At 68.7% G+C, this 22,989-nt stretch carries 25 protein-coding genes and 1 pseudogene; 7 read left to right on the forward strand and 19 right to left on the reverse strand.

What is annotated here, in order from left to right; translation table 11 throughout:
• Position 1: 1 nt before the first annotated feature.
• The 8 genes from rpsC to rpsJ are packed head-to-tail and all read right to left on the reverse strand — an operon-like array spanning position 2 to position 4,499.
• Positions 2–847, reverse strand: coding sequence for a 30S ribosomal protein S3 (rpsC, locus tag BST28_RS05640; protein WP_083080268.1), 846 nt, complete (start codon positions 845–847; stop codon positions 2–4).
• Entirely contained in the window at positions 847–1,407 is a 561-nt protein-coding gene (gene rplV / locus BST28_RS05645; protein WP_065287212.1) for a 50S ribosomal protein L22, read from the reverse strand. Before rplV ends, rpsC begins: the two co-directional genes overlap by 1 nt.
• Positions 1,404–1,685 carry a 30S ribosomal protein S19 gene (gene rpsS / locus BST28_RS05650; RefSeq protein WP_006245110.1) on the reverse strand — a complete coding sequence of 94 codons (282 nt, stop codon included), beginning with the start codon at positions 1,683–1,685 and terminating at the stop codon, positions 1,404–1,406. The genes rplV and rpsS overlap by 4 nt, the downstream gene beginning before the upstream one ends.
• 17 nt (positions 1,686–1,702) lie before the next feature.
• A complete protein-coding gene (rplB, locus tag BST28_RS05655; RefSeq protein WP_019737226.1) occupies positions 1,703–2,539 on the reverse strand; it encodes a 50S ribosomal protein L2 in 837 nt (278 codons plus the stop codon).
• Positions 2,540–2,566: 27 nt separating this feature from the next.
• The gene (gene rplW / locus BST28_RS05660; protein WP_019737227.1) at positions 2,567–2,869 is read right to left on the reverse strand and encodes a 50S ribosomal protein L23; all 303 of its coding nucleotides are present in this window, start codon (positions 2,867–2,869) and stop codon (positions 2,567–2,569) included.
• On the reverse strand, positions 2,869–3,525 hold the full coding sequence (gene rplD / locus BST28_RS05665; RefSeq protein WP_065287211.1) for a 50S ribosomal protein L4: 657 nt from the start codon (positions 3,523–3,525) through the stop codon (positions 2,869–2,871). Before rplD ends, rplW begins: the two co-directional genes overlap by 1 nt.
• Positions 3,525–4,178, reverse strand: coding sequence for a 50S ribosomal protein L3 (gene rplC, locus BST28_RS05670; protein WP_019738630.1), 654 nt, complete (start codon positions 4,176–4,178; stop codon positions 3,525–3,527). The genes rplD and rplC overlap by 1 nt, the downstream gene beginning before the upstream one ends.
• Before the next feature lie 15 nt (positions 4,179–4,193).
• Positions 4,194–4,499 carry a 30S ribosomal protein S10 gene (gene rpsJ / locus BST28_RS05675; RefSeq protein WP_003883485.1) on the reverse strand — a complete coding sequence of 102 codons (306 nt, stop codon included), beginning with the start codon at positions 4,497–4,499 and terminating at the stop codon, positions 4,194–4,196.
• A 414-nt stretch (positions 4,500–4,913) separates the two neighbouring features.
• Between rpsJ and BST28_RS05680 the strand changes: the two genes are divergently transcribed.
• A complete protein-coding gene (locus BST28_RS05680; RefSeq protein WP_065287210.1) occupies positions 4,914–5,387 on the forward strand; it encodes a hotdog fold domain-containing protein in 474 nt (157 codons plus the stop codon).
• Between the two features lie 21 nt (positions 5,388–5,408).
• Here the strand turns inward: BST28_RS05680 and BST28_RS05685 are convergent, their stop codons facing one another.
• A complete protein-coding gene (locus BST28_RS05685; RefSeq protein WP_065287209.1) occupies positions 5,409–7,061 on the reverse strand; it encodes a carboxylesterase/lipase family protein in 1,653 nt (550 codons plus the stop codon).
• Positions 7,062–7,228: 167 nt separating this feature from the next.
• Between BST28_RS05685 and BST28_RS05690 the strand changes: the two genes are divergently transcribed.
• On the forward strand, positions 7,229–8,479 hold the full coding sequence (locus BST28_RS05690) for a cytochrome P450 (RefSeq protein WP_083080269.1): 1,251 nt from the start codon (positions 7,229–7,231) through the stop codon (positions 8,477–8,479).
• Here the strand turns inward: BST28_RS05690 and mftG are convergent.
• The 7 genes from mftG to mftA form a co-directional block, all read right to left on the reverse strand.
• The gene (gene mftG, locus BST28_RS05695; RefSeq protein WP_083080271.1) at positions 8,476–9,906 is read right to left on the reverse strand and encodes a mycofactocin dehydrogenase MftG; all 1,431 of its coding nucleotides are present in this window, start codon (positions 9,904–9,906) and stop codon (positions 8,476–8,478) included. The two genes, BST28_RS05690 and mftG, sit on opposite strands and share 4 nt — an antisense overlap.
• A 6-nt stretch (positions 9,907–9,912) precedes the next feature.
• Positions 9,913–11,328: a mycofactocin biosynthesis glycosyltransferase MftF gene (gene mftF / locus BST28_RS05700; protein ID WP_065287296.1), complete on the reverse strand. Its 1,416-nt coding sequence runs from the start codon at positions 11,326–11,328 to the stop codon at positions 9,913–9,915.
• Positions 11,325–12,056: a mycofactocin biosynthesis peptidyl-dipeptidase MftE gene (gene mftE, locus BST28_RS05705; RefSeq protein WP_065287206.1), complete on the reverse strand. Its 732-nt coding sequence runs from the start codon at positions 12,054–12,056 to the stop codon at positions 11,325–11,327. The genes mftF and mftE overlap by 4 nt, the downstream gene beginning before the upstream one ends.
• Before the next feature lie 171 nt (positions 12,057–12,227).
• The gene (gene mftD / locus BST28_RS05710) at positions 12,228–13,421 is read right to left on the reverse strand and encodes a pre-mycofactocin synthase MftD (protein WP_065287205.1); all 1,194 of its coding nucleotides are present in this window, start codon (positions 13,419–13,421) and stop codon (positions 12,228–12,230) included.
• Positions 13,422–13,424: 3 nt separating this feature from the next.
• Positions 13,425–14,615 carry a mycofactocin radical SAM maturase gene (gene mftC, locus BST28_RS05715; RefSeq protein ID WP_019735252.1) on the reverse strand — a complete coding sequence of 397 codons (1,191 nt, stop codon included), beginning with the start codon at positions 14,613–14,615 and terminating at the stop codon, positions 13,425–13,427.
• Positions 14,612–14,929, reverse strand: coding sequence for a mycofactocin biosynthesis chaperone MftB (gene mftB / locus BST28_RS05720; RefSeq protein ID WP_083080273.1), 318 nt, complete (start codon positions 14,927–14,929; stop codon positions 14,612–14,614). Before mftB ends, mftC begins: the two co-directional genes overlap by 4 nt.
• A gap of 2 nt (positions 14,930–14,931) precedes the next feature.
• Positions 14,932–15,033 (reverse strand): mycofactocin precursor MftA, encoded by a 102-nt coding sequence (mftA, locus tag BST28_RS05725; protein ID WP_065287202.1) that lies wholly within the window; start codon positions 15,031–15,033, stop codon positions 14,932–14,934.
• A gap of 109 nt (positions 15,034–15,142) precedes the next feature.
• On the opposite strand from mftA, the gene mftR reads away from it, so the two are divergent.
• Positions 15,143–15,742, forward strand: a complete 600-nt coding sequence (gene mftR / locus BST28_RS05730) for a mycofactocin system transcriptional regulator MftR (protein ID WP_083080274.1) — start codon at positions 15,143–15,145, stop codon at positions 15,740–15,742.
• Positions 15,743–15,751: 9 nt separating this feature from the next.
• On the opposite strand, the gene BST28_RS05735 is transcribed toward mftR, so the two are convergent.
• On the reverse strand, positions 15,752–16,801 hold the full coding sequence (locus BST28_RS05735) for a TIGR03857 family LLM class F420-dependent oxidoreductase (protein WP_420093427.1): 1,050 nt from the start codon (positions 16,799–16,801) through the stop codon (positions 15,752–15,754).
• Positions 16,802–16,942: 141 nt separating this feature from the next.
• Here BST28_RS05735 and BST28_RS05740 point away from each other — a divergent pair, with 141 nt between their 5' ends.
• The 3 genes and pseudogenes from BST28_RS05740 (at position 16,943) to mig (ending at position 19,794) form a co-directional block, all read left to right on the forward strand.
• A complete protein-coding gene (locus BST28_RS05740; protein ID WP_065287199.1) occupies positions 16,943–17,956 on the forward strand; it encodes an aromatic ring-hydroxylating oxygenase subunit alpha in 1,014 nt (337 codons plus the stop codon).
• Between the two features lie 43 nt (positions 17,957–17,999).
• Positions 18,000–18,193, forward strand: a pseudogene (locus BST28_RS24625) (hypothetical protein); the annotation flags it as partial.
• Entirely contained in the window at positions 18,151–19,794 is a 1,644-nt protein-coding gene (mig, locus tag BST28_RS05750) for a medium-chain acyl-CoA ligase Mig (protein ID WP_083080276.1), read from the forward strand. The pseudogene BST28_RS24625 and the gene mig, both read left to right, overlap by 43 nt.
• On the opposite strand, the gene BST28_RS05755 is transcribed toward mig, so the two are convergent.
• Together BST28_RS05755 and BST28_RS05760 are read right to left on the reverse strand one after the other, a co-directional pair.
• Entirely contained in the window at positions 19,791–21,218 is a 1,428-nt protein-coding gene (locus tag BST28_RS05755) for an aldehyde dehydrogenase family protein (RefSeq protein ID WP_083080298.1), read from the reverse strand. The two genes, mig and BST28_RS05755, sit on opposite strands and share 4 nt — an antisense overlap.
• A gap of 14 nt (positions 21,219–21,232) precedes the next feature.
• Positions 21,233–22,042: an NAD(P)-dependent oxidoreductase gene (locus tag BST28_RS05760; RefSeq protein WP_083080278.1), complete on the reverse strand. Its 810-nt coding sequence runs from the start codon at positions 22,040–22,042 to the stop codon at positions 21,233–21,235.
• A gap of 149 nt (positions 22,043–22,191) precedes the next feature.
• On the opposite strand from BST28_RS05760, the gene BST28_RS05765 reads away from it, so the two are divergent.
• Complete coding sequence (locus BST28_RS05765) at positions 22,192–22,977, forward strand: SDR family oxidoreductase (RefSeq protein WP_083080280.1); 786 nt, start codon at positions 22,192–22,194, stop codon at positions 22,975–22,977.
• The last annotated feature ends 12 nt before the right edge of the window (positions 22,978–22,989 follow it).

Consider the following 22,989-nt stretch of genomic DNA (forward strand, 5'->3'; position numbering starts at 1 on the left):
TTCAGCTCTCCGTGCTCTGCGTTGCTTGCTCCGCGGTCACTGCGCTTTCCTGGACGGTTTCCGCAGCAGCGGTGTTCTCGGTGCTCTCGGCGGCCCGCCCGGCGTCGGTGCTGGTCGCGGTGGTACCCGAGGCGCCGCTACGGCGCGGGCGGGTGCCCGACGGCCGCTCCCGGCGGGGACGGTCGGCCGACGGTGCGGCAGCGGCGAGCTCACGCTTGCCACCGACGATGTCGCCCTTGTAGATCCAGACCTTCACACCGATCCGGCCGAAGGTGGTCTTGGCCTCGTACAGCCCGTAGTCGATGTCGGCGCGCAGCGTGTGCAGCGGCACCCGGCCCTCACGGTAGAACTCCGAGCGGCTCATCTCGGCGCCGCCGAGACGGCCCGAGCACTGCACCCGGATGCCCTTGACGTTGGGCTGGCGCATCGCCGACTGGATCGCCTTGCGCATCGCCCGGCGGAACGCCACGCGGTTGCTCAGCTGCTCGGCGACGCCCTGGGCCACCAGTTGCGCCTGCGACTCGGGATTCTTGACCTCGAGGATGTTCAGCTGCACCTGCTTGCCGGTGAGCTTCTCCAGGTCGGCACGGATCCGGTCGGCCTCGGTGCCGCGACGGCCGATGACGATGCCCGGCCGGGCGGTGTGGATGTCTACCCGAACCCGGTCGCGGGTGCGCTCGATCTCGACGTCGGCGATGCCGGCGCGCTCCAGGCCGGTCGACAGCAGCCGGCGGATCGCCACGTCTTCCTTGACGTAGTCCGCGTACTGCTTGTCGGCGTACCACCGCGACTTCCAGTCGGTGGTGATCCCGAGTCGGAAGCCGTGCGGGTTGATCTTCTGGCCCATTACTCCGAGCCCTCCTTCGCGTCGGACGTCTCAGGCGCCTTCTTGGTTGCCGCCTTCTTGGCGGGCGCCTTCTTCGCCGCCGCTTTCTCGGTTGCCTTGGCCGCCGGGGCCTTGGTGGCCGGCGCCTTCGTGGCGGCGGCCTTGCTGGCCTGCGCACGACGCGCCCGGGCGGCACCGGCGGACTGCGCCGAGCCTCCGCGGGCCACCGGCCGGCTCTCCACCACCACGGTGATGTGGCTGGTGCGCCGGCGGATCCGGTAGGCACGCCCCTGCGCGCGCGGCTTGATCCGCTTGGCGGTCGGGCCCTCGTCGGCGTAGACCGTGGCCACCACCAGGGTGGACGGGTCCAGGCCGTTGTTGTTCTCGGCGTTGGCCGCCGCGCTGGCGATGACCTTGGCCACCGGCAGGCTGGCCTGCTGCGGCGCCCAGCGCAGGATGTCCAGCGCTTCGGCCACGGACTTGCCGCGCACCAGGTCGATCACCCGGCGCGCCTTGCTGGCCGACACCCGCACGAAGCGGGCCTTGGCGACAGCGGACGGATATTCAGTCGTTACGCTCACCGGCGCTTAGCCTTCCGGTCGTCCTTGATGTGTCCCTTGAAGGTGCGCGTCGGAGCGAATTCGCCGAGCTTGTGCCCGACCATCGACTCGGTGACGAATACCGGGACGTGCTTGCGGCCGTCGTGCACGGCGAACGTGTGCCCGATGAAGTCCGGGATGATCGTCGACCGACGCGACCAGGTCTTGATGACCTGCTTGGTGTTCTTCTCGTTCTGAACGTCGACCTTCTTGAGCAGGTGGTCGTCGACGAACGGACCCTTCTTGAGGCTGCGTGGCATCGCTTTCCCTCCGCTTCCTAGCGCTTCTTGCCGGTGCGCCGGCGTCGGACGATGAGCTTGTCGCTGGGCTTGTTCGGCCGGCGGGTGCGACCCTCCGGCTTACCCCACGGGCTGACCGGGTGCCGGCCACCCGAGGTCTTGCCCTCACCACCACCGTGCGGGTGGTCCACCGGGTTCATCACCACACCACGGACGGACGGGCGCTTGCCCTTCCACCGCATCCGGCCGGCCTTGCCCCAGTTGATGTTGGCCTGTTCGGCGTTGCCGACCTCGCCGACGGTGGCGCGGCAGCGCACGTCGACGCGGCGGATCTCACCCGACGGCATCCGCAGCGAGGCGTAGGCGCCTTCCTTGCCCAGCAGCTGAATGCTGGACCCGGCCGAGCGGGCCAGCTTGGCGCCACCGCCCGGGCGCAGCTCGACGGCGTGCACCAGGGTGCCGGCCGGGATGTTGCGCAGCGGCAGGTTGTTGCCCGGCTTGATGTCGGCGTTGGCACCCGACTCCACCACGTCGCCCTGCGAGAGGCCCTGCGGGGCGATGATGTAGCGCTTCTCGCCGTCCAAGTAGTGCAGCAGTGCGATGCGGGCGGTGCGGTTCGGGTCGTACTCGATGTGGGCGACCTTGGCGTTGACGCCGTCCTTGTCGTGGCGACGGAAGTCGATCACCCGGTAGGCGCGCTTGTGGCCACCGCCCTTGTGCCGGGTGGTGATCCGGCCGTGGGCGTTACGCCCACCGCGGCCGTGCAGCGGCCGAACCAGCGACTTCTCCGGGTGAGAGCGGGTGAGCTCGGCGAAATCGGAGACGCTGGCACCGCGACGACCGGGTGTCGTCGGCTTGTACTTGCGGATTCCCATGTCAGTTAGGTCTCTCTCTCACTCCGGTCAGGCCGGTGCGGCGAACAGGTCGATCGGCTTGCTGCCGGGCGCCAGGGTCACGATGGCGCGCTTGGTGTCCTTGCGCTTGCCGAAGCCGGCCCGGGACCGCTTGCGCTTACCCGGCCGGTTCGCGGTGTTCACCGATGCGACCTTGACGGCGAAGATCTTCTCGATCGCGATCTTGATCTGCGTCTTGTTCGAGTCGGGGTGCACCACGAACGTGTACACGTTGTCCTCGATCAGTCCGTAGGACTTCTCGGAGATGACCGGCGCGAGGATGATGTCGCGGGGGTCGGTGACGGTCGCCATCAGGCCGAAACCTCCTCGGTTTTGGCGGTGTGCGCCTCGATGTAGGCGTTCAGGGCCTCGACGCTGAACACCACGTCGTCGGCACGCAGCACATCGTGGGTGTTGAGCTGGTCCGGCGAGAGGATGTGCACACCGGGGAGGTTGCGCACGCTCTTGGCACCGGTCTCATCGGTCCGGCCGATGACCACCAGCACCTGCTTGCGGTCGGTGATCGAGCCCAGGAACGCCTTGGCGCTCTTGGTCGAAGGGGTCTGCCCGCTCACCAGCTCGGTGATCGCGTGGATCCGGCCGTTGCGCGCCCGGTCCGACAGCGCGCCGCGCAGCGCGGCGGCGATCATCTTCTTGGGGGTGCGCTGGCTGTAGTCCCGCGGCTTCGGGCCGTGCACCACGCCACCACCGGTGAACTGCGGCGCCCGGGTCGAACCCTGACGGGCGCGGCCGGTCCCCTTCTGCCGGTACGGCTTACGGCCACCGCCGCTGACCTCGCCGCGGGTCTTGGTCGAGTGCGTGCCCTGCCGGGCCGCGGCCAACTGAGCGATGACCACCTGGTGCATCAGCGCGATGTTGGCGGGGGCGTCGAACAGCTCGGCGGGCAGCTCGACCGAGCCGCTCTTCTTGCCGTCCGGTGTCTTGACGTCAATCTTGATGCCGGCCATTACTTCTCACCCTTTTTGATCGCGCTGCGGACCAGAACCAGCCCGCCGTTGCGTCCCGGAATGGCGCCCTTGATCAACAGCACGCCGTTCTCGGCGTCCACCTTGTGCACCACCAGGTTCTGAGTGGTGACGCGGTCGTTGCCCATCCGGCCCGACATCCGGGTGCCCTTGAACACCCGGCCGGGGGTCGAGCAGCCGCCGATCGAACCCGGTCGGCGGTGCACCGCCTGGGCGCCGTGACCGGCGCCCTGGCCGCGGAAACCGTGCCGCTTCATGGTGCCGGCGTAGCCCTTGCCCTTGGAGGTTCCGGTCACGTCGACGTAGGCGCCGTCGGCGAAGATTTCGGCGGTCAGCTCCTGGCCGACCTCGTACTCGGCGGCGGCGGATTCATCGTCCAGCCGCAGCTCGGTCAGGTGCCGGCGCGGGTTGACCCCGGCCGCCGCGTACTGACCGGCCAGGGGCTTGTTGACCTTGCGGGGGCTGATCTCGCCGTAAGCGAGCTGCACGGCGGAATAGCCGTCGCGTTCGGGGGTGCGGATACGGGTCACCACGTTGGGCCCGGCCTTGACGACCGTGACCGGCACGACCTTGTTGTTCTCGTCGAACACCTGCGTCATGCCCAGTTTGGTACCCAAAAGACCTTTACGTGCCATGGTTTCTCGTGGCTCCTACTGGATGTTGACGTCGACGCTGGCCGGCAGATCGATGCGCATCAGGGCGTCAACGGTCTTCGGCGTGGGATCGAGGATGTCGATCAGCCTCTTGTGGGTGCGCATCTCGAAGTGCTCCCGCGAGTCCTTGTACTTGTGCGGGGACCGGATGACGCAATACACGTTCTTCTCGGTCGGCAGCGGCACCGGGCCCACCACGGACGCACCGGTGCGGGTGACGGTCTCGACGATTTTGCGCGCCGAGGCGTCAATAGCCTCATGGTCGTAGGCCTTGAGCCTGATGCGGATCTTTTGTCCCGCCACGCTTCTGCTACCTCACTCCTGCAAGGGGGTCCGGTCTCCGGCCCCGCTGGTCTACTCCGTGCCCCCGCGCACTTTCGCCCTTTCGGCCCGCCGGGCCGGCATGGACATTGCGCTAGGTGCTGCCGCCGCTGTTTACCTGTCCTGGTCCACCGGTCCCCGCGGTCGGGCGTGTCGCCCGCACACGGCCTCGTTCACGGTGAAAAAACTCCGTGCTGCGAGAGTGGGACCGGACGCGCCCGGGTGGGCGCTGGTCGTATGCCCGGCCAGGGGCAACCCCGGCGCAGGCGAACCTGAACAGTATGCCCCAGATCGGGTCAGCGGCCAAATCCCCGGCCGTATCACCGCCGGCGCCCCGACCCGGCCGCCGACGAGCCGTCCGACCGGCGATCTTACTTGTCAGTAAGATCGTTCGGCATGACCGGATCTACCAGTACATATCGGGCCTGGCGGCGTCTCGCGGGCATCCCCGGCGGAACCCGGCTGTTCTCGGCCGCGGCCATGGCGCGGGTCCCCTACTTCACGTCGGTGCTGCCGCACGTGGTCCGGATGGAGCCTGGGCTGGCCGAGGTGCTGGTGCCCAAGTGGCCGTTCGTCTACAACCACCTACACACGGTGCATGCGATCGCCTCCTGCAACGCCGCCGAAGTCGCGATGGGGATGTTGATGGAGGCCACCGTGCCGTCCAGCCACCGCTGGATCCCCAAGGCGATGAACGTGGCCTACCTGGCCAAGGCGACGACGTCGCTGCGGGCCACCGCCCGGCTGGAACCGCCGGACTTCGCCGCGATCACCGACGGCGCCGAGGTCGTCGTGCCGGTCAGCGTCACCGATCGCAGCGGCGCCGAGGTCGTGCATGCCGATATCACCACCTGGGTGACGCCGGCGTGATCGCCGGCAGATCGGTGTGGGTCAGCCGCGCACGGTCGCCCAGAACTCGCACTGGTGCTCGGCGGCGTAATCGGTGATCAACCGGCTGCCATCGGGCCGCAGTGACATCCACCGGCGTTCGGCGCCGGTGGCGATCTCGGGCCAGTCGGGCTGGCCGACACCGATCGGTGCGCCGGTGACCACGAAACCGGTCCAGTACTCGATCATCTGGTCGGAGAGCCGTCGCTGCGCGGGATCGAGCGGTGGAGCGCCGCCGATGTCGAACAGGTAGCGCATCTCCAGCGAATGGGTGGCGCCGATCGGAAACGGCACGGTGTCGTAGAGCTCCGGCGCCGGGGCGTGTGGGTCGGCGAACTCATAGCCGTACACCGGCGCGCCGGCCGCCAGCCCGCGGGCCATCCGGTCGGTCAAGCAGGCGAAGATGTCGTCGGTCGCCGCGGCCGCGTACGCCAGTGAAGTACTGCCGCCGAACCGGGCCGGCGGATAGTGATCGGCGACCGCGGCGCCTTCACCGGAGCCGAAGGTGTCCTCCAGCTCGTCGAGGTACTCCGCGGCGGCGATCTCTCGGCCCACCCGCAGATAGCGCAGCGCGACGAACATGGTGAACTCGTCGCGGTTGACGCCCAGCAGCACCGGCACCCGGGCCGCCTGGCCGCCTCGGCCGTCGCGGAACACCCGCACCGGGTCCTCGGGCAGCAGCGGGGTTCCCACCGCCGGGCCGCTGAGCTGGTCGGTGCCGAACCGGGCGTACCACAGCGGTTTGGCCAGCCGGTCGGCCGGCAGTGCGCGCAGGCAGGCCGCGACCTCCGGATCCTCGGGGGCGGCCTCCTTGCCGGGGTCCGCACAGCCCAAGGCTTGGGTGTACTCGCGGCTGATCCGCCGGGCCTCGGGGGCCTCGACCTGCGCCTGGCACGGGCCGCTCTGGATGATCGCGGCCCGGAACAGCCCGGCCGACTCCGGTGCGGCTAGGTGATCGCAGACCGACATGCCGCCGGCCGATTCCCCGGCGATGGTCACCTTGGCCGGGTCGCCGCCGAACGAGCCGATGTTGTCGCGAACCCAGCGCAGCGCCGCCTGCTGATCGGCCAGCCCGTAGTTGCCGACCTCGCCCAGTGCGGGGTCGGCCAAAAATCCCAGCGCTCCCAGCCGGTAGTTGATGGTGACGACGACGATGCGGCCCCGCACCGACAGCCGCTGCGCGTCGTAGATGTCCCCGGCGCCCCGCATGAAACTGCCGCCATGGATCCAGACCATGACCGGCAGCGGCTCGGCGGCCGAACCGGTCGGCGTCCACACGTTGAGCGACAGGCAGTCCTCGCTGGTCGGGTCCACCTCGGCGGTGTCCGGCTGAATGCACCACGGGCCCCGTTTCACGGCGTCGCGCACGCCCTGCCACGCTGGCATCGGTGCCGGTGGCTGCCAACGCAGCGGCCCGACCGGCGCCGCCGCGTACGGGATCCCCTGGAACAGGCGGTGATCCGGTCCCACCGTCCCGCGCAGCAGCCCGGCTGCCGTGCGCACCACGTCGGCGTTGAGCGCTACCGCTCGGGGCCCGATGCCCGGTTGCGGCGAGGCGCCGTCGGAGCGCGCGCAGCCGCCGGCCAGCGCCGCGAGCAGCGCCAGCGCTGCGGCGCCGGCCCGCAGGCCGCGGCGGCGATGAGATCCGGTCGACATGACCGATGAGCCTAATCCGACGGTGAGCAAGGCTCGACGAAGGAGAGGCGAAGCCGGACCGCCGGATGAAACCCGACGGATCGCCGCAAAGCGCCACCATGACGGCGGATATCGCCGACACTGGACCGAAACTGACACGTGTCAAGAAATTGTGTTGAGGAGCCGCCGTGAGTGCACCGATAATCGACCAGGCCGCCCAGGTGTTCGCGGACCCGACCGCCTACGCCGACGAGCCGCGGCTGCACGCGGCGCTGACCCACCTACGGGCTAACGCGCCGGTGTCGCTGGTGGACAAGCCGCCCTACCGGCCGTTCTGGGCGATCACTCGGCACGCCGACATCATGGACATCGAGCGCGACAACGTGCTGTGGATCAACGAGCCGCGGCCGGTGCTGGCCACCGCCGAGGCCGACGACCTGGGGAGCTCCCTGCTGGAGTCCGGAATGGGACTGCGCACCCTCATCCACATGGACGACCCGCTTCACCACAAGATGCGCAGCATCGTCTCCGACTGGTTTCGCCCCAAAGCGATGCGGGCGATGAAGGCACGCATCGACGAACTCGCCAAACGCTACGTCGACGAGATGGTGCGGATCGGCCCCGAGTGCGACTTCGTCCAGGATATTGCGCTGAATTACCCGCTGTACGTGATCATGTCGCTGTTGGGCCTGCCGGAGTCGGATTTCCCGCGGATGCTGCGGTTGACCCAGGAACTGTTCGGCGGCGACGACGACGAATACCGGCGCGGCATCACCCCCGAGGAACAGCTGCCGGTGCTGCTGGACTTCTTCTCCTACTTCAACGCGCTGACCGCAGACCGGCGCGCCCACCCCACCGAGGATCTCGGGTCGACCATCGCCAACGCCCGCATCGACGGAGAGCCGCTGTCGGACCTCGACACCGCCTCCTACTACGTCATCATCGCCACCGCCGGCCACGACACCACCAGCGCGGCGATCGGTGGCGGGCTGCGGGCACTCATCGAACACCCCGAACAGCGGGAGCGACTGCGCGCCGACCCTGCTCTGATGCCCACCGCGGTCGAGGAGATCATCCGGTGGGTGACTCCCGTCAAGGAGTTCATGCGCACCGCCACCGCCGACACCGAGGTGCGCGGGGTGCCGATCGCCGAAGGCGAATCGGTCTACCTGTCCTACGTCTCGGCCAACCACGACGAGGAGGTGTTCGACAACCCGTTCGCCTTCGACGTCGGCCGAGACCCGAACAAGCACCTGTCGTTCGGCTACGGCGTGCACTTCTGCGTGGCGTCCGCCCTGGCCCGCATGGAGATCGACAGTTTCTTCCGTGAACTCATCCCCCGGCTGGACTCCATCGAGATGACCGGTGAGCCGCAGCTGATTTCGACCACGTTCGTCGGCGGCGTCAAACACCTGCCGGTGCGCTACCGGCTGCGTTAGTCGCCACGAACGAACCCGGCCGCCCGATGAGCAAGCATCGCGATCGTCGCGTGGGGTCCCCGGCTGGGAATCCGGGGTAGCACCGAGCCGTCGATCACCCACAGACCCTCGATGCCCCGCACTCGGCACCGTTCGTCGACGACCGCGGCTTCGTCTGTGTCCGAGCCCATCGGCGCGCTGCCGCACAAGTGCTGCGACGTCGACCAGCGCGGTGCGGCGTCGGCTCTCAATCCCAGCATCTCGGCGACCAGCGCGACCCCCCCGCGCAGTGCCGTCAGGTCGTCGGGCTCGGTGTCATAGCGGTGCTCGACGCGCGGCGCGACCCTCGGATCGCCCGAGACCAGCGTCAACCGGCCGCGGGCCAGCGGCGTCATCAGCGCCACCCCGATCTCGGGCGGCCCGACCGACCCGCCGCCGTCGACCATCGCGGCGAAACCGGCGGAATAGGGCCGGATTTCGAGGCCGCCGTCGCACAGCACGGCCTCGAGGACAGCGCGGTCCGGCGTTCCCGGCCAGTCGGCCGTGACCAGCCACTCCGGGTGGTCGGCACAGCGCCTTCCGACCGGAAGCTCCGCCAGCACCGCGATACCCGACTGCCGCAACATCGTCTCCGGGCCGATCCCGGACAGCATCAGCAGGTGTGCCGATTCGATCGCCCCGGCGCACAACACGATTCGGTCTGCTGTCAGCCGAATCGGCCCGGACGGCCCGACGGCGTGCACCGCTCGGGCCCGGTCGTGCTCGATCTCGACCCGGACGGCTTCGGTCTCGGTGAGCACCGTCAGATTCGGCCGCTCAAGCGCGGGCAGCAGGTACGCCGCGCCCGGCCCGGTGCGCACGCCATCGACGATGTTGAGCGGCACCGGACCCGCACCGGGCAGCGACGTCATCGTCGCGTCGTTCAGGTCCGGAATCCAATCGAACCCGCACCGCTGTACGGAGTCGATGAAATATTTTGTTCCATCGCACATTTCACGGGTGCGCTGAACCGGTATGGGCCCGTTGTCACCGTGCTGATCACCGGTGAAGTCCAGGTCGGTCTCGATGGCCCGAAAACCGGCCAGCACGTCAGGCCACGACCAGCCCGCCGGCCAGCCGTGGAAGTCGGCCGGCAGCCCCCGGCAGAAGTAGCCGCCGTTGACCGCACCGGAACCGCCGATCGTCGCGCCGCGCACGATCGTCGCCGGACGGTCGGTCTGACCGATCAACACCGCCTCATAGCGCCGCACCAGTCGGCTTCCGGGGCCGATCGGCAGGCGTCTGCCGTTCGCCGCCTGCATCGCCAGGATCGGATCGCCAAGCCCGGTCCCAACCTCCAACACCGTAACGGTACAGGCCGGATCTGCCGACAGCCGTTCTGCCACAATTGCTCCCGCGCTGCCCGCCCCCACCACCAGGGCATCGCTGTGCACCATCGAAGCCGTCAAAGCGACCTAACTGCGGATCTGCGGTTTGAGTGCGGCGAGGTTGCGCTCCCGCAGCACGCCGCCCCACAGGCCGGCCCCGTACGCCAGGTCGTCGACCCGTTTGAGCAGCAGGTAGGCCGGCAGTCCCAGGGGCCGCGAGTCGTCGCCATCGCTGCGCGCGTGCCGCAGCCAGTCGACCACTCCGTCGCTGACCGCCGCCAACAGCACCACCCGGCGGCAGCGCTGCGACACGCACGCGGCCAACAGCGCGATGGGCCAGTAGTGCCGGCACAGCGCCGAGGCGATCTGCAGTCCAGCCGACGCCAGACCACGCAGGGTCACCGCCAGCACGTCGGCGGGCGCGGTGTCCGGGCCCCGCATGGACCTGGCGACCCGATGGCCGGTCAGCGCGGTGATCGCCAACGACACCAGGTAGCCCAGCGCCGAGCCGAGCGTCATCAGCGCCCAGCCCGCCAGCGCCCAACCGGAGATCACCATCGGCGCGGTCTTGTCCGGGTGGCGTGCCGACAGCGGTGCGGCTGACCCGCCGTAAAAGGCTTTGCGCGCAACCCAATCCCGCAGCGCAATCCGATGATCGTGCGCAACCAGCGCGATCGGCTCATAGCGCAACCGGTTACCGGCGTCGACCAGTCGCCAGCACAGATCGACATCCTCACCGGAACGCAACGCCTCGTCGAAGCCGCCCAGTTCACGCAGGGCCGAACAGCGGCAGATGATGGCCGCGCTCGGGACGTAGGCGACCTTGCCGTAGGGAACCACGGGCGCTTCGCAGCCACCGAGGTCCAGCGAGGAACGGATCGCCTCGTACCGCGCGACCAGGTGGTCGTGGGCGACCATTCCGACGATGCGGGGCGCCACCAGCGCGACGGTGGGATCGCAGAAGTGGCCCAGCAGCGCTTCGAGCCAGCCACGGCGCGGCACCACGTCGGAGTCCAGGAACGCGACGAAGTCCGTCTTACAGGCGGCCAGCCCGGTGTTGCGTGCGGCCGCCGGACCCCGGCTCTCCGGATGGCGCAGCACCTCGACCTCACAGCAGCGCGCCTCGGTCAGATCCTCCGCGACGACCGGCACCTGCGACCCGTCGTCCACCACGACAACCCGCAGGCCGCGCAGCGAGGCGATCAGCCGATTGAGCCCGACAACGTTGTCCCGCACCGGGATAACCACAGTCACGTCACGATGCGACGGTCCGCCTACCGGCCGGGGGTGGGCAACCGTGGCATCCAACAGGGTGCGGGCCAGTTGTGCACTGACGGCGTCGCGTACTTCCAGGCGGCCGTCGGACAGCATCCCCTGCGCCGCAGGTGCCAACCGCAGCAACCGGGTGGGTGAACCGCCCAACAGCGTCGACCCGCTGCCCAGCACCCGCACCTTCCGATCGACCTGTACCGCGAAACCGTCAGGCAGGCGGGGCGGGGTCATCGCAGCATCCCGTCCGGCCGGGGAGCCCACTGTTCGATCGCCGCGACGCTGGTCTCGACCATCTCGGCGAAGAGCCGGCGCCCTTCCTCGGCGGTGGCGGTGGTCGGATCGCCGAGCACTCCGACCGCGCTGACCGCAGCGACACCGCCGCTGCGCATCGCGGGCAGCAGCTGCGCCAGCGGGGCACTGTTACCAGGACGCGCCTGGCTGAGTCTTACGTCGCCGGGCGAAATATGCAGCAGCAGAGAGGTTTCAGTGTGGCCGGCGTGGGCGTCGGCATCCGCGGCCGCACAGGGCAGCCAGGCGACGTCGCGGGCCTCGAAGCGCAGCCGGGCCACCGCCTCAGCCAGTGCCTGGACGTTGCCACCGTGGCCGTTGATGAAGACCAGCCGCTGCGCCCAGCAACAAGCCGACCGGCCGTACTCCACCAGCAGCCCGCTCAACGCCTCGGTGCCGATCGAGATGGTTCCGGCGAAGCTCTGATGCTCCCCGCTGGCGCCGTAGGCCACCGCCGGCGCGACCGGCCAGCCGTGCCCGCCGGAGCCCGCTGAGGACCCGGCCAACCGCTCAGAGACCGCCCGGGCCAGTGCCTGCGCGATCCGGGTGTCGGTGTCCAGGGGCAGGTGCGGCCCGTGCTGCTCTGTGGCCCCGACGGGTACCAGCACCGTCACCGACTGCCCCGGCAGCTGGCTCGACGTCGAGCTACCGAGGTCGCCGCGAACCGCCATCGGACGATGGTAAGCGAATTCACCTGCCGTACACCAGTTGTTGGCGATCACGACAAAGAAATTTCTGATCGCCGGTGGCCCGGCCCCAGCACGGATCACCACGCCCGTCCCGTGTGCCACGGGAGTATCAGCGGCCGGACCCTGAGTTCGCAGGTGGGCGGCCTGCCCGGGCTAGCGGCCCTCCTCGGACGCCACACCGAGCGCGCGGGTGAAGCCGGCCGGAATCAGCAGGTCGTCCGCCGACAGATCGTGCACCGAGGCCCGCCCGAGGCCCATCAGGGCCGAATCGACGCCGCCGCGCATAATGTCGAGAACGTTCTCCACCCCGGGTTGCCCCGCCGCGGCCAGCCCCCACAGGTAGGCGCGTCCGATCATCACCGCCCTAGCGCCCAGCGCCAGCGCCTTGACGACGTCGCTGCCCCGCCGGATGCCGCCGTCCAGCAAAACTTCGACCTGGTCGCCCACCGCCTCGGCGACGGCCGGCAGGGCCCGGATCGCAGCGGGCGTGCCGTCCAGGTTGTTGCCACCGTGGTTCGACACCGAGATTGCCGAAACCCCGGCATCCACAGCTTTTTTCGCGTCATCGACGCGCATGACGCCCTTGAGCATGAACGGCCCGCCCCAGAGGTTTCGCAGCCAGGCGATGTCCTCCCAGGTCGGCGGCGGGGTTCCCATCCACTCGCCGTAGGCCTGGAAGAACGGCGGGCCCGCTTCGCCGCGCCGGCCCTGATTGGGCACCCGCAGGCTCGGCGGACGCATCGTTTTCGCCCACTGCAGGAACCACCGCGGTCGGGTCAGGGCCTCGGGCATCATCTTGACCATGGTCTTGAGGTCCATCCGCTCCGGGATCTTGGGGCTGCCCCAGTCCCGGCCGTGCGAGAAGGACCAGTCGGTGGTGGCGATGAGGCCCACCGCACCGGCGGCCCGGGCGCGCTCGACGCGTTCGGCGATCGCGTCGCGGCCCCCCAACCAGTAGATCTGGAAGAAGGTCTTGGGATTGGCCGCGATGACCTCTTCCATCGGCTTGCTGGCGAACGACGACAGCCCCATCGCCGTGCCGCGCGCAGCAGCCGCCCGCGCTACGGCCACCTCACCGTCCGGGTGGACAGCCTGCACACCCGTCGGTGAGATCATCACTGGCAATGAAAGCTCTTGGCCCATAACGGTTGTCGACAGATCACGCTTCTCCGGCGCGCCGACCACGTGCGGGGCGAAACCCAGCTCACTGAACGCCTCGACGTTGTCGGAGACGGTGATTCCCTTCTCACTAGCCGAGATCAGGGATGAGTAGGCGGATTTCGGGAGGCGTTTGCGCGCCCGCTCCTGGGCGATGGCGACGGTCTCGAACCAGATATCACGAGCCATGGATCAAATCGGACTTTCGTCGCAGAGCCGCTTGGGGGGCTTCGTCGGGGCCGGGGTCAGCACCGTCAGGGACCGCGGCGCGCTGCTGCGCCGTCCGCGCGAGTGGTCGCTGCTCGGGCGCGGTTTCTGTCGCTCGCCGGCCAGTGCCTGCTCGCCGAACCCGCGGACGCATTCCGGGTCGGGTCCGTCCATGGGCAGGCCGGTGAAGAACTTGGCGGCCATGCAGCCGCCGCGGCAGGTGTCATACAGCGGGCAGCTGGCACAGGCACCGCCCGCCTTGGGGCTGCGCAGCTCGTTGAACAGCTCGGAATGCCTCCAGACCTGAGCGAATCCGCCATCGGCCAACACATTTCCGGCCAGGAATTCGTCGTGGATGGCAAACGGGCAGGCGTAGACGTCGCCGACCGGGTCGATCAGGCAGACCACCCGGCCGGCACCGCACATGTTCAGCCCGGCCAGCGCACCGGATTCACCCAACGGCGCCAGGTGGAAGAACGAGTCCCCGGTCAGCACGCCTTCGCCCTTGGCGACCAGCCAGTCGTACAGCTGGCGCTGTTGGTCGGCGGTCGGGTGCAGGTCATCCCAGACGTCCACACCCCGACCGGACGGACGCAGTCGGGTGATTCGCAGCGTGGCACCGTATCGCGCCGCCAGCGCGGCGAAGTCGTCGAGCTGGTCGATGTTGTGACGGGTTGCCACGACCGAGATCTTGGTGTCGGCGAATCCGGCCGCCGACAGGTTCTCCAGTGCGCGGATCGCCATGTCGAAGGAGCCCTTGCCGCGAATCGGGTCGTTGACCTCGGCGGTGGCGCCGTCGAGAGAGATCTGGACATCCACGTAGTCGCTGGCCGCCAACTTGGCCGCCACCTCCGGCGTGATCCGCAGACCGTTGGTGGAGAACTTCACCCCGACGTGGTGGGCGGTGGCGTAGTCCACCAGCTCCCAGAAGTCGTCTCGCACAGTGGGTTCGCCGCCACCGATGTTGACGTAGAACACTTGCATGCGTTCCAGCTCGTCGATGATGTCCTTGCACTGCTGCGTGGACAGCTCACGCGGGTCGCGCCGGCCCGAGGCTGACAGGCAGTGCACACAGGCCAGGTTGCAGGCGTAGGTGAGCTCCCAGGTCAGGCAGATCGGCGCATCCAGGCCGTGTTCGAAGTGCTCGACCAGGGTGGGGGCGGCGGGGGCGGTCACGGTGTCTCCTCGGGGTCCGCGGCGATCAGGATGTCGGACGCCGCCAGGACGCCCAGGGCACGCAGGTAGGCCGGCTCGGCGGCGGCGTCGATCCCCGCGGCACGGCAGGCCGACCTCGCGTCGGGGTGCTCGGCCAGCGAGTTGACCAGCGTGACCATGGTGAGGTTCTTCAGGAACGACAGCTTGCGCGTCCCGAAGTGATACAGCAGCGCGCCGAAGTTCTCCGGCCGCACCGCGACCTGCGGATGCAGGCGCCAGCCCAGATCCGGGTTGAAGGTATCGGTGACGCGCGCCGCTCCGGCGGCGACGGACACGGTCAGTAGACCCCGCACATACCGTCGATGGATACTTCCTCGACCAGGTTCTCGACGACGAGGTCGGTCTGGGTGCTGGCTTCGGTCTGCTGCTGGGTGTCCATGGCTCGGGTCTTTCCTCGCAATTCGGTCGACAGCGCACTGTCGGATCGGTCACAATCCCGGTCAGGATATGGCATCGAGTGTCAGAACGGAAGATGGGTCGGGAGAAAAGTGGCCGGGACCAGATCGCAGGTGCAGGCGAGGGTCGGCCGTCGGCGCTCGACCACCCGGGCAGACATCGCCGACGTGGCCATCGATCTGTTCGCCACCCGGGGATTCGCCGAGGTCAGCGTCGATGACGTCGCACACGCCGCGGGCATCGCCCGTCGCACGCTGTTTCGGTACTACGCCTCCAAGAACGCGATTCCCTGGGGTGACTTCGACGCACATCTGCGGCAGCTGCGCGAGCTCCTGGACGGAATCGATCCCGACGCCCCGCTCGGCGACGCGCTCCGTTCGGCCCTGTTGGCGTTCAACACCTTCGACGAAGGCGAGACGGCCCGGCATCGCCGACGGATGCGGGTGATCCTGCAAACCGACGAACTCCAGGCTTACTCGATGACGATGTATGCGGGGTGGCGCAGCGTCATCGCCGAATTCGTGGCGCGCCGCGACGGGGTGGCCCCGACCGACCTGCGACCGCAGACGGTGGCGTGGATGATGCTGGGAGTTGCGCTGAGCGCCTACGAACACTGGCTGGATGATGCGTCGCTGCCACTGCCGCAGGCGCTCGGCGACGCGTTCGATGCCATCCGCGGCGGCCTGGACTGATCTGGCCCGTCAGGTCGCGAGGTCGCGATAGGCGGTCACGACCGGCTCCAGTTCGTCGGGAGTGGCGCCGTGCATGATCACCGCGTCGGCGCCGTAGCCGAACTCGGCCCGGATGCGCTCGGCGCAGCGGCGGGCCGGCCCGGTCGCCGACGGTTCCAGCCATTCGCCGGGGATCAACGTCGCGATGTGCTCGATCTGCTCGGCGCTGGCCTTGTGATCGATGCCCCCGGGAATCGAGGTCACCACCGGGTCTTCTCGAAATCGGCGCAGTACGGCCGGATCCCAGTTGTTGGTGGCGACCATCAGATCGCCGTAGCCCTGCAGGTAGGTGGCCAGCCGGGCAACGGTCTTCTTCAGCCGCAGCTCCTCGGGGAGGTGGTCACCGACCGTGGCGAAACATGACCACACCCGCACCTCGTCCGGGTCGCGTCCGGCCCGCTCGGCGGCGCTCTTCACCGTCTTCACGCTGCGCTGCAACGTTTCCGGAGTGAAGAAGGTGTGCAGGATGACGTCGTCGAACAACCGGCCTCCCAGCGCTAGGGTGTTGGGTCCGAATGCGACCAGCGCCAGTCGGATGTCCTCATCGAAGTCGGTGTCCAGCGCCAGCACGGGATAGCGCCCGATCGGCCCGTCATGATTGAGGATCACCTCGCCGCGCCACAGCCGCCGCATCACGTGTGCAAAGTCCTCCATCTGCGCGGTCGTCACCGCCGGTATGCCGAACGCCGCGTAAACCGCGCCCACGCCGCGTCCGATGCCCAGGGTGAATCTTCCACGGGACAGCCGGTGCAGGGTGGTGGCCCACGACGCGGTGATCAGCGGATGGCGGGTGTTGTGATTGGTTGCCGCGGTGGCGATCTGGATCCGGCTGGTGACCGCGCACGCCGCACCTGCAAGCGATGATGCTTCCTTGACGTTCCAGCGCTCGGAGATGAACGCGGTGCCGAATCCGAGTTCCTCGCCACGGCGGGCCTCCTCGGTCAGGGTGGCCGGACCTTCGCCACCCGCCCCGGCCAGCAGGTAGTAGCCCAGCTCGTCGAGTACACGTTGGTTCGTCACCTGACCACTCCTTGAAGGAATCGCGCGGTTCAGCTGCATCTGCCCGGTGAGGATAAGTCCGGGATGCGCACGGCGCCGCGGGTACCGATACCGATAGGGTTACGGTACGGTATTCGATTGGATGCTCGTGGGAGGTCAGCGATGAAGGTTCCGTTCACCTGGAAGGTCACCGGCTGGTTCATGGTCGGCTGGTCACTCGAGTTCGAGGTGGGAACGACCCGCGCGCTGCATTACTTCGGCGAGGAGCTGGTCGCCTACCGGGGCGAGTCCGGCGAGCTGCACGTGATGGAGGCGCACTGCAAGCATCTCGGCGCTCACCTCGGCCACGGCGGCAAGGTGGTCGAGGAGCGTGTCGAGTGCCCGTTCCACGGGTGGCAGTGGGGTCCCGACGGCTGCAACGAGTTCATCCCCTATCAGCCGGACCGGCCGAACAAGGCGCTGCGCCTTCGCGTCTACCCCGTCTTGGAGCAGCACGGTTGCGTGTTTGTCTGGCACCATCCCGACGGCCGGGAACCCGGGTGGGAGATGCCGGACATCTTCGGCAAATTCCCGCAGTTCACCGCCGGGCCGAAGGACTACTACCGGGCGTACCCGGAGTTCTCCCGACGCCTGAAGGGCGAGCCGGTCCATCCGCAGATCGTCGCCGAAAACGCCGCCGACAGCGCACATTTCCAGTACGTACACCATGCCACGGTGACACCGCGGGTGCTCGAGTGGCAGATGGCCGACCGGGAATGGCACTTCGTCGCCGGCTTTCCCGACGTCAACAGCGACGACCCCGAGGCGATGGCGCTGCGATTCCACTCGCACCTGTTCGGCCTCGGCGGGGCGATCAGCATCTTCGAAGGCGTGCAGCAGCACCGGCTGATCTTTGCCTGCACACCGGTCGACGACGGCCGCTCGGATCTGTTCTATTCGATCTGGTGGCCGCGGATCCCCGGCGACGATTCGCCAGCCCCGCCGGACGACATCCGGGAGCGCGTCGAGAAGCAGTTTCTAACCACCGTGGAAGACGACCTGGGCATCTGGCGGCACCAGCGCTACATCGAGCACCCCGCACTGGCCAAGACCGACGCGAAACCGTTTATGACTCTGCGGAAATGGGCGACGCAGTTCTACGACGCGGCACCCGCCGACGCTGCTGCCCGAGCATGAGCGTCGCGCTGGCGGTTGTGGTGGTACCCGAGCGCACCGAACGAACCTGGTGATAGACGCGGTCGACGCCGCCTACCGGGTGGTTCTGCGCGCGATCCGGTGGCCGGTGTGCCGGCCGAGAACGGGGCTGCGATGATCGAGAACACCCTGTCCCTGCTGGCGACGATCACCACCACCGAGGAGCTGATGCAGACGTGGCGAGCCAATTCACCGTCCCGGTCGTCACCGACGCGATAACCGCGGCGATTCCCGATCGCGACCTGGTGATCCAGGGCGATCGGCGCTACACCTACGCCCAGATCGCCGAGCGGTCCAACCGGCTGGCGTCCTACCTGCACGCGCAAGGGCTGGGCTGTCACACGCCGCGATCGGAGCTGGCCCCACACGAGACCGGCCAGGATCTGCTCGGGATCTACGCCTACAACGGCAATGAGTTCATCGAGACCCTGCTGGGCAGTTTCGCCGCCAGACTGGCCCCGTTCAACGTCAACTACCGCTACGTCCGCAACGAATTGGCTTACCTGCTGGCCGATTCCGGCGCTACCGCACTGGTGTATCACGCCGCGTTCGCCCCCACCCTCGCCGAGGTGCTGCCCGACCTGCCGCACCTGCGGGTGCTGATCCAGATCGCCGACGACTCCGGCAACGCCCTGCTCGACGGTGCCGTGGACTACGAGACGGTGCTGGCGGGCAGCTCGCCGCAGCCGCCGCCGGTGCAGCCGGACCCCGATGACCTCTACGTGCTCTACACCGGCGGCACCACCGGGATGCCCAAGGGCGTGCTGTGGCGTCAGCACGACATCTTCATGGGTTCGTTCGGTGGCCGCAACCTGATGACGGCCGAAGAGGTCAGCTGCATCGACGACATCGTGGGACCGGCCCGGGAGAATCCCGGCGTCAAGCTGATGATCTTGCCGCCGCTGATCCACGGCGCCGCGCAGTGGGCGGTGATGACGGCGATCAACACCGGCCAAACCCTGGTTTTCCCTTCGGTGGTAGACCATTTCGACGCCGACGACGTAGTGCGCGCCATCGAGCGGGAGAAGGTGTTGTCGGTGACCGTGGTCGGCGACGCGATGGCCCGGCCACTGATCGCCGCGATACAGCAGGGCACCGCGGACGTGTCGTCGCTGATGGTGGTGGCCAACGGTGGCGCGCTGCTGACCCCGTATGTCAAGCAGCAGGTGATCGAGACGCTGCCCGGCGCCATGGTCATCGATGGGGTCGGCTCGTCGGAGACCGGCGCACAGATGCGTCACATGTCGACGTCGGGTGCGGTCTCGACCGGAAACTTCACCGCCGGGCCGGACACCTGCGTGGTGGCCGAAGATCTCAGCGCCGTGCTGGAGCCGGGGCATGACGGCCTGGGCTGGCTCGGGCAGCGCGGCTATGTGCCGTTGGGCTACAAGGGCGATGCCGCCAAGACCGCTGCGACCTTCCCGGTGATCGACGGGGTGCGCTACGCCGTTCCGGGCGACCGGGCGCGGCATTTGGCCGACGGGTCGATCGAGTTGCTGGGCCGCGACTCGGTGACGATCAACTCCGGCGGGGAGAAGATCTTCGCCGAAGAGGTCGAGACGGCGATCGCCTCACATCCGGCCGTGCTCGACGTGGTGGTCGCCGGGCGGCCCAGCGAACGGTGGGGCCAGGAGGTGGTGGCCGTGGTGGCTCTCGCCGACGGCGCGTCCGCGACCGCCACCGAGCTGATCGAGCACGCCGGCGCATCGCTGGCCCGCTACAAGCTGCCCAAGGCGATCGTCTTCCGGCCCCAGATCGTGCGGAGCCCGGCCGGCAAGGCCGACTATCGGTGGGCGCGCGCGCAGGCCGAGCAGGGTTAGCGCTTCGCCAGGCGCCGACGGGTCCGGTTGCGCGCCCTGCGCACCATCGCGTCGGCATACCACCGCATCCCCGGCTTGAACGGCGGCGCGGCGGATCCGGTCAGGCTGAACGGCAGATCGGAACCGACCACCGTCCGGTAGTGGCTGAACGCGTCGAAGCCCGCCTTGCCGTGGTAGGCGCCCATGCCGCTGCGCCCCACGCCACCGAACGGCGCGCCGGACGGGATCATCTGCGCGGCGAAGTCGTTGCGGGCCACTCCGCCACTTCTGGTGCGCCGCACGAAGTCACGGAAGTCCTTGTCGCCGGGGCCGAACCAGTAGGCGACCAGCGGAGCGGGACGCGCGTTGATCTCGTCGATGGCCTCGTCGAGGCTGCGGTATCCCTGCACCGTCAGCACCGGGCCGAAGATCTCCTCCTCGGCGATCCGCATGCTCGCGTCGACGTCGCGCACGATGGTCGGCGCGATCTTGCGGGAGGCGCGATCCGGCAGCATCTCACCGTCCGGAGCGACAATCTCTACGGTGGCGCCGCGTTCGCGTGCGTCGTCGATCAGGCCCAGTACGCGGTCGAAGTTTGCCTCGTTGACGCTGGAGCAGTAGTCGCCGTTGGTCAGGATGGTCGGAAACATGTCTCCCAGCGTCCGCCGGGCGACGTCGACGAATGCCTCGACGTCGCGTTCGGGCACCAGCACGTAATCCGGGCAGACGCAGACCTGCCCGCCGTTGACCATCCGGGCCGAGGCGATCCGGGCCGCCGATCGCGCGATGTCGGCGCCGGGTGCCACCACGACGGGGTTCTTGCCCCCCAGCTCCAAGGTCACCGGGACCAGGTTCTCTGCCGCGGCGCGCTGCACCAACGCGCCCACCGATGGGGAGCCGGTGAAGAACAGGTGGTCGAACGGCAGTCGCGCGAATGCGGCGGCCACATCCGATCCGCCGGTGACGACGCACAGCTCGTCGCCGGCGAAGTAGTCCGGCGCAAGCCGGTGCATCAACTCGGCTGTGTGCGAGGTGATCTCGGACATCTTGATCATCACCCGGTTGCCGGCCGCGAACGCCGCCGCCGCGGGCAGCACCACCAGCTGTAGGGGGAAGTTCCACGGCCCGATGATGCCCACCACGCCCAGCGGGCTGGGCTGCACCTCGGCATGCAGCCCGACCAGGCGGGCGCCCCGCATCAGCTTGCCGGCCCGCATCCACTGCCTGATGTGCGAGCGGGTGTGCTCGACCACCGGAACCATGCCGACCAACTCGGTCGCCAGCGACGCCGACCGTGACCGGGTGCCGAAATCAGTGGCCATCGCTTCGACGAAGGCATCGGTGTTGTCCAGCACCATCGCCATCAACCGGTCGATGCGGTCACGTCGCACCGCCACGCCGGGCGGGCCGTCGGCGACGAACGATTGCCGTTGCTTCTCCAGCAGAGTCAGCAGATCGGTCACGACAGGTCCAGCGGTCCGGTTTCGGCCACCACCCGAAGTTGACCGAGTTCGACGCCACGGTCGGCGGCCGCCTCGATGCAGGCGGCGACGTCCTTGCGCATAAAGGGCGCAACAATTTTGCCGAAGCTCTCCACTCCCCCGGCCGACTGCACATACCCCGCAGCCCGACTGCCGCCGCTGCAGTGCTCCAGCGCCGAGAACAGACTGGTTTCGGGCACCCCGAGGTTCGTCGCCAGCTCGACAGCGGCAGCGACGAGTTGCGCGTTAGCGGCGAACAGCACGTTGTTGATCAGCTTGAGGTTCAGCGCGGTGCCCAGGCCCCCGGTGGGGATCACCGGGTTCGCGTAGGCGGCCAGCACCGGCTGTACGCGGGCCACCGCATCATCCGGGCCGCCGAGCAGGACGGTCAGCGTGCCGGCGGCGATGTCGTGGGCACCGCCGCTGACCGGCGCATCCACCAGCACCGGGCCGTCCGGGAACTCCGCGGTCAGTCTGGCCAGCGTGCCCACCGTTCCGGTGGTGTGCGAGACCACGACCGTGTCGCGGCCCGCATTGGCCAGCAGGCCATCGGCACCGGTGGCGACCTCGTTCAACTGGGCGTCGGAGAACAGGCAGCTGATCACGACACCCGCATCGCGCGCGACGGCGGCGACCGACTCCACCGGCACCGCGCCGGCCGCCGCCAGCCGCTCGCGCACTTCGGACCGGCGCGCGTAAACCTGCACGGGAAAGCCGGCGTCGATCAGGCGCAGCACCATCGGCTCGCCCATCTGGCCGGCTCCGACGAACCCGATGGTCTCGGCCATTCTCGGCTCCTGTTCGCATCTTTCGCCGCCGGGTCGGATGGTCAGCGGGGCTGTTCGGTAAGGCCAACCGTAGCATTGTCCACCGGCGCCGAATTCGTTACAGTCGTGCTTACTGTCGACTTTTCGGGGACACCAGAAGGCTGGCGAGGATGACCAACCCGCAGCGCAAGGTGGTGGTCGTCGGCGCCGGGTCGGGGATCGGTGCGGCGGCAGCCACGCACTTCCACCAGCGTGGTGATTTCGTTCTGGCCGTGGACGTGCGCCCGCCGTCGACTCCCGCATCACGGTATGAGTCTTGCGACCTGCGCGATCCCGCCGCCATCGCCGCGTTCACCGGCCGGATCGGCGACGGCTGGGACCTGCTGGCTCACGTCGCGGGGTTGCCAGGAACCGCACCGGCCGCCGACGTGCTGACGGTCAACTATCTGGGCATGCGCCTGATGACCGAAGGCATGCTGCCACGGCTGCGTCCCGGCGGAGCGGTGGTGGCGGTGGCCTCGACCGCGGCCCTGGGCTGGGAGCAGCGCATCGAGGTGCTCAACGGACTTCTTGACGCCGGAGACGCCGACGCGGTGCTGCGCTGGCAAGCCGGCCAGGACCCGGCGTTCCCGGTGTACACCACCTCCAAGCAGGCGATGATCCTGTACGCCAAGCGACTGGCCGCGACGGCGCGCGCGAAATACGGCGTGCGGATCAACACCGTCAGCCCCGGCCCGGTCGAAACGCCGATCCTGCCCGACTTCGAGCGGTCGATGGGCAAGGAATTGCTCGACACCGTGCGCGCCACGGTCGGCCGGCACGCCGCCGTCGACGACATCGTGCCGCTGATCGACTTCCTCGGCTCGCCCGACGCCGGGTGGATCACCGGCCAGGACATTCTCGTCGACGGCGGTTTCATCACTTCGATCACCGCCGGCGCCCCCATCGCCGTCTGAGACCTTCGAGAG

Origin of the sequence: Mycolicibacter kumamotonensis (assembly GCF_002086285.1) — a bacterium.
Taxonomy (GTDB): Bacteria; Actinomycetota; Actinomycetes; order Mycobacteriales; family Mycobacteriaceae; genus Mycobacterium; species Mycobacterium kumamotonense.